Here is an 11,015-nt window from a genome sequence, read left to right on the forward strand (position 1 = left end):
TAGCAAATTCATCTCCACCTAAATTTCATAGAAATTATAGGTGGAGAATTCTTTGTTATTTTTAGTTAATAAATAAGGGTTTTTTTAAAAAAAAGCTATATACTTAATTGTTATTCCCAATAGGAGATAGTTCACTCAATTTTTGGATATTTCAGTTTTCTGTAATAAACAAAGGTGGAGTGAACATTTTTTTGAATTCAAAGTTATGCGTATTTTATTCTATTAAAGAGAATAAAATACTTTTTTTAAATAAAAAAAGAGGAGTTAGATGGCCATAATAAAAAAGAGAATTAATATAATCAGCAGCATTATAGCAACACTAATATATTCGTATCAGGACTAGGAACATATACATTCAAAGGATTTCTTTCCGATTTTAGAATTGAAATCCTAAAAATACTTGACACTTACTATGAAAACAAGATTGCAAACAAAATTGAGGACATGAAGAATGCTTTTCAGGAAAACTTCAAAAAAAATGTAGAAACTTTAAACACAATTAACAAAGAATCTTTAATCTTGGAAGTTAAAAAGCTTTTAACAAAAGAAAAATCTGTAATTTTAGATTTATTAAAAGAAAGAATAGAAAAATATTTTAAAGAATCAAATGGAGATTTTACCCAGTACAATAAACTAATTAAGCTTAGAGGCAAAGTTACAAAGAAAATGTTACAAGAATTTGAAGAACAAACCCAATATTACAACAGTATTTTTTATAAAGTGAAAAAAATAATTTAAAATGATAATTGTTCTCTCTTAATCCTAAGATAATTATTATTTTATAATACCATTATTTTGGGTATTAATTTTTTTGCTCTATGGAAGAGTTAATTCGTAAATAAACAAAACTTATATTTCTAGAACCAATGCCATTTTTTTTGTATTTCATTATTCACTAATAATTTAAGATTATTACGATTGAACCAACAGATAAAAAGAATCATAAACAAATGAATAAGAAGATACTAAAATAATCACCGATGGTTCAATTAAAGATAGTATTAAAAAACACAGGTGTCATTGCCCTTTCAATACTCTTATATAAAAAATTATTATAAAGTTATTTCAACCAATGCTGTTCCACAAGCATTTTGATTTTGGGTTTACTTTTGTTTCAAAATTTCAAACTCTTTTTAAAGGATTTTATCCTTTTTTTTAGACTGTGTTTACATTTTTATTCTTGGTATTAAAACTCGAGTCACAGGTATTTTAAAAAAGATGTTTACAATGATATTAACTTCGTAAATACTATCCTTACTTGGTTCCCACTTATTTAAAAAATGTTCACAAAAAAACTCATTGATTTGTAGTGCATATACTCCACAACGCAGTCTCAGATTATTCAATATCGGCATAAACTTGATTAATATTCTGAAAAACTATTTCTATAATCTTTGATTTATAAAATCAGCTAAACATTAGGCATTACACAAGTAATACTTTATGTTCAAAATTAATTTTCACCTAAATTTAAAAGCTTTTGCAATTAAATTACAAATGGAATACACTCACTACAGTTTTAGATTTCACACCATCTAAGTATTAACTAAGATATTTTAGTCTTATGCTGATAATATCTGCTCCGTAAATATCTTTTTATTGTAAAATCAAAAAATCTATAATAATATCGCCTTTTAAGACGGCTAAATTGGTTAGTTAATAATGGTTGATTAACCCTGTATACCCATATAATAAATTCTCTCTTATGAACCACCAAAGCAAAAAGTACATTACATATTGTAAAAAAAATGTACTTTCATTGGACACTTTTGTATATTTTAAATTACAAAAAAATTGAAGATCTAATAGCCAAACTCGGCATGACTTAAAATCACCACCTTATAAAAAGATTAGTATTTCCCAAAAAATCAGCTTTGCAAAGAGCTTCGTGCTCAAATTTAATACTATTTAAGAACAAATGATCCAGAATGAAAAAGTCAATATCCAACTATAGCAGCTGGATTTAGATATGGAGTACTACCAGCATCTTAGAAGTAGTTTAATACTTTATCCTTTTTAATTTGGCTGTCTTGGTTACAGGCCTAAATAAAAGTTAAAAGTGTTAAAAATGATATTTTTTAGGTACATATTTCTTATTTTTATTTTATCATCCTTTATGCCATTAATAATGGCATAATATAAGCAACTATATTACTTTATATATAAAAATTAAAGTATATATTGATAAGTGATTTTCAACTATTTTTTACTTTTCTTGCATATGATGATTAAACTTATCTAAAAGATAAAAATTAAAACCATTTTAGATATCTATTACTAATAGATAGTGGTATAATTGTAAAAGGTATGAAAATAATAGCACTATTAATGTTTTTTTTATTAATTCCCGATATATCGATTTTTTCTAATGAAGTAATTGAAAAAATTGCTATTATAAATAATAGCAACATGTCAGACTTAACTTTATTGCTTACATCAAAAACCAAATTTGGAACCTTTGCTTTAAAACATTTTAAGGGATATATAGATTTAGAGTTTAATGTGAAAATTGCAAATAATACAAAACTTGTACTCAATAAATGGTATATTAATGGAATTTCTTTAATAGAGTCCCCAATAAATTCTAACCCTATTCTAGGGATTAATAATTTTTCTTTTGATATAAATATAATTAACGAAACTGAACTATTTAATCAAATAAAAAAATCGATAAAAGCAAATGGAATTGAGGCATATATGGAATATTTTGATGAAAAAACTAATAAAAAAAAACAATATACTTTTAAAGTAGGCAAGAAAAACAGTATAGATTTTTTTAATGCTTTTGACATGTTGGTTGCAAAATAGGATAAATTATTAATGGGTAAAATATTATTTTTTGGGTTACTATTAATTTGTATTTTTTCGGCTTCCTTTTTGCTTATAAGACAAGATAAAAATGGATTTTATAATAAAAAGATTGAGAAGTTTGACGATGGTCAAACTTCTATTGAAGAAACTTATAAACATATCTTTAAAGAATATGATTTAAAAGAATTGATTTTTTTAAAATCAATATTGATAATTCCTGAGCTTGAAAATAATATTAATAAAATAGGCTATCGTGCAGATGCATATAAAGCAATAAATCCGGGTTATAGTTTTAATTTTACAGTGCATGATAATAAAATTTTGGGTTTTAAAAATGTAATTTTTGAAGGGGTAGAGAATGAAAAAGTTTCAACCCATGAAAATAACATCCCAAGTGAAAAATGGCAAAAATTAAATGCTTATAATATTGGAAATATTAGTCTTAAAAAAGAATTTTTTCATTTAAAGTTTCCTGTTTTAGTAGAAAATACTTTAAATGTCACTATTTCTAAAGCATTTTTTAAAAAACTTAAAAAGTTAAAACGAATAAAGATTATCTTAATTAATAATGAAGATAAAAAATATAAAATTGACATAGAAAATTTTATACTAAAATATAATTTTTAAGTCGTATTGAAAGCACACTACTTATTTCCATAACTATCCATTCACCTACAGTAAGCACTAGCGCAATTTGATATTAGCTCCACACATTATAATACAACAGATAACAATGAATTTTTTAGAATTTATTTATTAAACATTAAACCAGTAAAAAATGTATTTAAATACTAATAAAATGAAATTCGAAATCATGCACTTTTTCAAAAATTTGTTATTTAGAGTTTGAATTTAAATATTACAAAAAGTACTTTGCAAAGTACTTTTTGTAATATTTAAATTCTGAAACACGGACTTAGACAAATCTATCATAATTTTAGAATAAAATAAATGCTTTTTATTTACATTTTTTTTTATTGATACGTTCTTTAAAAAAGAGAATGCAAAACATAAAAAAAATTAGAAATACGATTTAAAAACAAAAATAACTTACTAAGGTTTTTCGAATTATTAAATGACAATAATGATGAATATTGTCATTGTAAAAAAATTTATAACATGTACAGAATCAAAAATATTAAAGCGTTTTAGCCAGCAATAAAAAAATTTTAATACAACACCTTCAATAATATTAAATGTTGTTCTAATTTAAAGTTATAATATTTTGTTCATATAAAATTTTTGACTTCTTTATAAGAATTTTCAAAATCCATAATTTCATTTGTATTTCTCTATAAACAAGAGATCTTTTGTTTCTGCAATTTTGCTAATTGTAAGTAATGATTCTCAATTATTATTTTATTTTTTTAAAGTCTTTTTAAAAAGTTAGGCGCCATTAATTAATGGCGCCTAACAAAATAACCAACTTCTCAAAAATGGAGAGAAATGGAGAAGCAGTTAAAAACTCATAAAATTTATACCTTATAATATATACCATATAAATATGTATGCACTATTTTGAAGTTTTTTTATTAATGAATTAAATCTATATTTATTTCATGAGAATAATAGAAGGATATTTATTTTACAAAGTTTCTGAAGCTCAAGAGATTCTTAAAAACAAATTTGATTATAAAATCACAAAAAGCCATTTAAGATACAAACTAGAAGTTTTCGAATGTTATATTAGAATAGGCAATATAATGATGATTCCAGAAGATTTTTTGAAATACTTAACACTTAGCTTAGTCTTGTTTAAAAAAAATGAAAAATACAAAATAGAAATAAAAAAAGAAATTAAAGAAAAAATGCCTAAATTTAGAGAATTAATCAAAAAAGGATAAAGAAATTTATTTTTAGAATACCTATTTACTTATTTTTGAAACAAAAAAAATATTGCCTTATTAATATTATTCATTAATAATTTTGATTAGCTTGGATTTTTGTATGAGCAAAGAAAAGTTTTTTCATCTGGGCAAAAGCAAGTTGAGGTTCAAAATGGAATACAAAAAAAATTACAAGGTTTCACAAATTGATTGCTTTTTTCAAATTATTCACTTCATTGTTATCTATTAAAGCAATAAAGATAAAGAAGAATTGCTTAATAAAATTATAAAGATTACAAAAAAAATGAAAAGTAGAATTAAGAATTCAGTTAAGATAATTTCTTTGTATAGAATAAAAATTCTAGAGTCTAAAAAATATGCAATTTAAATAAATTCTTTAATAAAAACATCTAATTTTTTATATTTTAAAATATTCATTTTAATTATTAAATATTAAAAAGTTCAGTAAAGTAAATCTTGTAAAAGATAATTTGCAAATGGAAATAAGTACTCATATTATTTGAAAATAATATATTGATTTTAACATTATATATAATATATAATGTTGACAAGCGGTGCTATTAACTATAAGCATCCTTAACTTTGGTCGATGTCTATTTATAGGGCTTAAGGTAAGTATTCTTATTTTAAGAGTACTTATGTTTAGGCCCTATATGATTTTTTATTATTAATAGATTTTAACAAAATTGTTAAAATCTCATTTCAAATTAGAAAATAAAGAACTAATATCGGTTTAAAATTTAGAAATTGATACCTTTTTACAAAAACCATGTTTAATTGAATACACTACAATTATCTTAGTGCTTTCTCTACCCATTTGTTTATAATTCCTTCATCTGGTAATTCCTTACAATAGAATTCGTATACTTCCTTTTCCAACCTGTTTAACATATTAATAAACACTTGAAAATATTTTTTATTAGTTCTGTTTTTTTTGACTAATCTAGCAAGACTTCTTAGATAACAAAAAACACTACCCCTTTTAAATTTAAATTCTACATAATATACTTTAGAAAAAGTATATGATTTTGAAATACCATTAACTTTGTATCTTGTAATAATATTTTTTACAGGCTTCCTATATCCATAGGAAATTCCTAGGAATTTGTCGTCTTCTTTTATAGAGAACAAATTGAGTCCTTCTAACTTTTCTTGATTAAATAGCTCTCTAAAAAGAATTAAAAATTTGTTTCTCTTATATCTGTTTATTTCAAATTTATATAAATCCATTAACATTTTGGTGTGATATATTGTTCTTCCGTTGATAATTTCTTTTTTGATGAAAATTTCTGGTTTTCTTCTTTTTTCTAGTATTTCTTTTTTTTTGGTTTTAAGTTTTTCTAATACACTTTTCATTTTAAACTTTTGATTTGCACAGGTATTTTTTCTTCATTATTGTTTTGTGATTTTATTATTTCTATAATTTCATTATAGTATTGATTGTTAAATATTTTTTTGTATTCCAATTTTTTTTGTTTATTCAAATATTCCTTAATTTTTGAACTTAAATTTATTTTGTTGATTTTGTGATTTAGTTGATCTATTAGTATATTATATATGTTATTTTTTATATTATTTTTATGTTTTTGAATATCGAATTTTTCAATGTTATTTCTTATCTTATTTATAATTTGATTTAGGTCTTTGTATTTATTAATCTCCAATATGAAATGAGGTTTGTCTTTATATTTTTTATAAACATTTTGTATATGTATTTTTAATTTTTCTTTGTTGTAGCCTTCGTTCATTAAACTTTTTTGTGTTTTTTTTAACGTCAAAATTAAATCTTTTCTTTTATTTTGCAATGTTTTTTGTAAATCAATTTTGTTTTCCTTTTTGAAGCAATATTTTTCTTTGCTTATAAGCTTGAAAAGTTTTATTGTTATTTCTCTTTTTAAATTAAGATTGATAATAAAAGAAGAAATATTTTGACTAAAATTACATTTTTTGGCATATTTTTTTAGTTTAAATTCGTCAATTTTTATTTTTCTTTCTTTTTCTTCTATTATATTTTTATTATTATAACACTCCCCATGAGTTACATTGTCCTTTTTGTTGTAGTTTATTTTAATGTATGAATTAACACGTTTTTGAAATCTTTCTGTTTTTTTGTTTCTGAAGTATTGGTTTAGTAGATTATAGCAGTTTTTTTTAGAGTATCTAAGGGCATAGTAAATTTCAGTACCCATATTAATACCCAGATGCCTATGGTAGTTGATAGTAATATTAAGTTTTTCTAATTTATAGAAGTAATTTCTAAGTGTTTTAATTGAAACTTCTTTTTGTCCATTTCGCCTTAAGTTGCTATTAAAACAATAAAGAATATCAGATTGGTTATATTTTTTTTTGTTTTTATTAACATATTCAAGTGTCGAAATTAAAGTAATAAGCTTGTGTTGATATTTACCGTTTATTTGCTGGGATTTATTAACTGTCATTTTTGCCTCCTCAACTTCGCATGGTTTTTATTTGCTACTACAATAATAAAGCAATTTTTCAGATAAGTAAAGTCTAGCCCTAAGAAATAAAAATAAATTTTTTTTGTATTATGGTATGTTTTAAATAGTTGCTTATTATAATAGATATTTGACTATATTTATGAAATACGTAGTACATGGAAGAATTGCGCTTAAGGGATTGTTTTTATCATCTTGAAATGGATTTTTTGTGATGCAAAGCAAGCTATATTGGATTTTTTACTATTTTTCATTATGTTTGAATAATTGGCTATTTGAATTGGTATTATGCTGTGCTCATCTCTAATAAGATAAGATTGGTAATTGCATTTTTGATTTTAATTTTTAGTTAAGCTTTAAAATCAAAAATGAATAGGTATTAAAGATTTTTAAAGAATTAATTTTAATATAGCTTTTTTTGCGTTTTGGGTGACTTAAATTTTGAATATAATAATCTCTCTGAAAAAATTAAAAAGTGTTTGAGTTAACATAGAATTTATTAGACAATTATTATAATTTATAAAATAAAGCTATGTGCTGCTATATATCAAAAATATAAAGATATTTTTGGTTAAATAGATTTAGTGACTTTTTTAGTAGTTATAAGAATATAGGGTTAAAATTAATAAATATTGCTGAATGATTTTTTATGTTAAGTTTATTTTGGCTTTAGATATATTTTTGAGAAAACAAGTGTTAATAGCAACGAAATAATTCTTTTGATTAATCAATTTTAAAATTATTTCAAAAACATTGTTACTATCAAGTAGTATTCTAAAAATAATATAAACTTTTTGAGCAATAACAACAAGGGTAGACTCAAATACTATATCAAGAATACCTGGGGATCAAAATTTTCTAACACTCTAAATACAAAAAGAATAAAAAAAGTTTTTAAAAAAGTAAAGAATTTATACTACCATAATTGTAGCAGATTTTACGATAATTAGAACAAAACAAACAGGTTTACATCTTTATCTAAAAACAATTTAATCAATACATTGTTTATATCAATATTAGCATTAGATTTTTATGTAAAAGAAATAATATTTAATGCAATTAACTTAGGATTTCGAATTTATCTAATATTAGATGCTACAAAAAGCACAACATTCAATCCTGAATTAATTAGGGAGTTTAAAAAGCTTAATGTTAAGTATTGGAGAGCCTTGATTCTAAAAGATCATTTTGTATATCTATTAAAAGAAGTATACTATTTTCTGTTATTTTTAAAATAAAATCTTTCCTAGGAAATGCTTAATAGCAGAATATAATTCTGTTGCATTAGGCAATGCATCTAAATGTAATATCTATCAATTATTTATTTGGCAAACACACAAGACAGCAATTGATTTTACTTTAAAAATTGCCCAGATTGGGGCATGATGCCTATCTTTAGCTCTGGAGATTTTATATTAATATCAATTGTTGTCACAGTATTCCTATATTTAAGGAAGGTGTTTGGCAAATATAATATAACCAATAGTATGCCTTTGTTTTTTTTTAATGTTTATGCAGATCTTAATTATTGCAATGTGTAGGGGACACTGAAATTCAAAAAATAAAAATGTAAGATATTTATCGTCTGATTAAGCAAAAATGGAAAAATTTTTACAATAAAAAGTAAATGTAGCAAAAAAGATATGTTACTTGGATTAGAGAAATTATTATAAACTCTCAATAATGCGATTATATTCAAAAAGCACACAAAAATCATCTAAATGAAAAAAATTTAATACTAGCTGCGCTTATCTTTTTTTAAAAAATAAACTTATTCACTTATTAAAAGTAGATATACAAATCAGTTTGATATTGGATAAGTTTGTTTTAGGGATTTTGATGTATTTTATAATACTATAACTAGAAAAAATGGTTTGTGAGCGAGTTAAGAGTCAAGTGGTATTGAACTTCAAGTTTGAGGGTGTACAAAAGAGGGATTACAGCAAACTTGGAATGAGAAAAATAATACTCGCTATTAGTCGTTTTCCTATTTGTATAAATTATAGTAAGTAGAAAAGAAAGAAGAGATATAAACATTGGTAATAAGATTGTTTATTTTTTTATTTCTAGCTTCACAAGATTTACAAATTACAAAGTTTTCTTAAATTATGAAAATAGAAAACATGTCCTGCGGCAATTGCTGTTTTAGAGTGTTATTTGGAAATGATAAATTGTTATAAATTTATAAACAATAAACATTTTTTATTCATAAGTCACTTATTCATGGTTTCTGTCAATAGAAAAAAATTCAAAATATTCTTGATTTGTGCTTTTAATTTTTCTCAATTTTGAACTCAAATGTTTTATTATAAATCCTAAAAATATACTTTTACCACTTCTAATTTAATCTAAAAAATTTTGAGTTTTATATTACTAATATTGTCAAATAATATTTTGATCCTCCACTATTACTAATCAATAGTAGATATACATAATATACATTGATTATCAAGCTAATCAATATTTCTTCTGCCACTTCCATCTTCTTAATATTCTATGTATAAACATTTAAAGATATATATGTTTTATAATTATTAAAAAGATTCTTTATAGTCCGTCCCCCTTCATGATAGAAGGAAATGATGCTATACAAAATGCTTTTAAAAAGCAATCTTTCTTTCAAGAGATAAAAATTCAAAGTTAATTCAAAAATTTGAAAAAATTTTATAAAACCAATTAAATGTCAAGTTAAAATTAAAGAAAGTTATGATTTTTATCATAGGGTTTTAGCGGCAAAAACGTCTTTAAAGCAAATTTTATTATTATAAGGATTCTTCATAATCATTGTTTCAACTAGAATTACAAAGAATTCTCTAACTATAAATTTTTTTTATTAAATTTAGGTTTAGGTGAAGATGAATTTAAAACCAATAAATTGGTTTTAAATATATTTTTAATATGATATAAACAGAAAAAACTTCTCTAGTAGAAATAAAGCACAATGACCTATAGCCAAAAATAAGGATTCCAATAATATTTACCCAACGGGTTAAAATATTTTTTCTATTATAAGTCTTGAAGTTACTATTTTTAGATTGTTAATAATATTGCAATATTATTTAAACTAATAAGAATATAGAAATATTAATTTATAAATTATCAAAAAAACATATATGGAGTTTCTTTATGAAAATCAAAAATATAATAAATATATTAATATTTTTTTTATTTATTATTTTAAATAATTGGGGAAATGAACCAAAAATAAATGAATCAAATGAAAATTCTCAAAGTAATAAAAGTAATATTTTAATATTATCAGCTACAAAAGCAGAAATATCAGAAATAAACAAAATCATTCAAAACAAAAAATCTATTTCAATAGAAGAACATAGAATGAAAAAAAAGATTACCTTTGGAAGAGTATTTGGTCATAATATAATTACCATAGCTACGGGAGTTGGAAAAATAAACACAGCCTTTTGGACAAGTTATATTTTATCAAAATATAAAATCAGTCATATAATAAATGCTGGAGTTGCTAGTGGTATTTATAGCGAAACAAACAAATTCATAAAAGTAGGAGATGTGGTAATATCTACAGAAACAACAAGTTACGACTTTAATCTACATAGATTTGGTTATGAAATTGGGCATGTTCCAGAACACCCCGAAAAATTTAAGGCAAACACTGCCCTTATAAAGAAAGCTTCTAGGATAAAATTAAACAATATAACATCTCATATGGGCTTAATAATTACTGGAGATTAATTCATTAATCATCAAAATTTTTATGATGAAATTCCGGAAGAATTCCGAGATGCAATTGCAGTAGATATGGAAAGTGCTGCAATTGCTCAAGTGGCGTTTAATTTTAAAATTCCTTTTATAATTATACGAGGAATATCCAATATAGTTAATAATGAAAATAATTATGATGATTATAAAAAATTTTTAAAAA

Annotated in this window: 6 protein-coding genes and 1 pseudogene; 5 read left to right on the top strand and 2 right to left on the bottom strand. The window is 23.0% G+C overall.

The genetic code is table 11. From position 1 onward, the window contains the following. The first annotated feature begins 444 nt into the window (after nt 1–444). The 4 genes from LRB30_RS04945 to LRB30_RS04960 all read left to right on the top strand — a co-directional run bounded on the left by LRB30_RS04945 (nt 445) and on the right by LRB30_RS04960 (nt 4,655). Nucleotides 445–738, top strand: a complete 294-nt coding sequence (locus LRB30_RS04945; protein WP_231013871.1) for a hypothetical protein — start codon at nt 445–447, stop codon at nt 736–738. 1,569 nt (nt 739–2,307) lie between these two features. Then, nucleotides 2,308–2,808 (top strand): hypothetical protein, encoded by a 501-nt coding sequence (locus tag LRB30_RS04950; RefSeq protein ID WP_231019912.1) that lies wholly within the window; start codon nt 2,308–2,310, stop codon nt 2,806–2,808. 12 nt (nt 2,809–2,820) lie between these two features. Further along, nucleotides 2,821–3,438 carry a virulence-associated protein BptA gene (bptA, locus tag LRB30_RS04955; protein WP_231019914.1) on the top strand — a complete coding sequence of 206 codons (618 nt, stop codon included), beginning with the start codon at nt 2,821–2,823 and terminating at the stop codon, nt 3,436–3,438. A 932-nt stretch (nt 3,439–4,370) separates the two neighbouring features. Then, nucleotides 4,371–4,655, top strand: a complete 285-nt coding sequence (locus LRB30_RS04960; RefSeq protein ID WP_231013874.1) for a hypothetical protein — start codon at nt 4,371–4,373, stop codon at nt 4,653–4,655. 795 nt (nt 4,656–5,450) lie between these two features. Here LRB30_RS04960 and LRB30_RS04965 read toward each other — a convergent pair. Beyond that, a complete protein-coding gene (locus tag LRB30_RS04965; protein WP_231019918.1) occupies nt 5,451–6,014 on the bottom strand; it encodes a DUF226 domain-containing protein in 564 nt (187 codons plus the stop codon). Further along, nucleotides 6,011–7,096: a plasmid maintenance protein gene (locus LRB30_RS04970; protein WP_231013876.1), complete on the bottom strand. Its 1,086-nt coding sequence runs from the start codon at nt 7,094–7,096 to the stop codon at nt 6,011–6,013. Before LRB30_RS04970 ends, LRB30_RS04965 begins: the two co-directional genes overlap by 4 nt. 3,144 nt (nt 7,097–10,240) lie before the next feature. Between LRB30_RS04970 and LRB30_RS04980 the strand changes: the two are divergent. After that, nucleotides 10,241–11,015, top strand: a pseudogene (locus tag LRB30_RS04980) (5'-methylthioadenosine/adenosylhomocysteine nucleosidase); the annotation flags it as partial.

It is taken from the genome of Borreliella americana, from assembly GCF_021043605.1.
Taxonomy (GTDB): Bacteria; Spirochaetota; Spirochaetia; order Borreliales; family Borreliaceae; genus Borreliella; species Borreliella americana.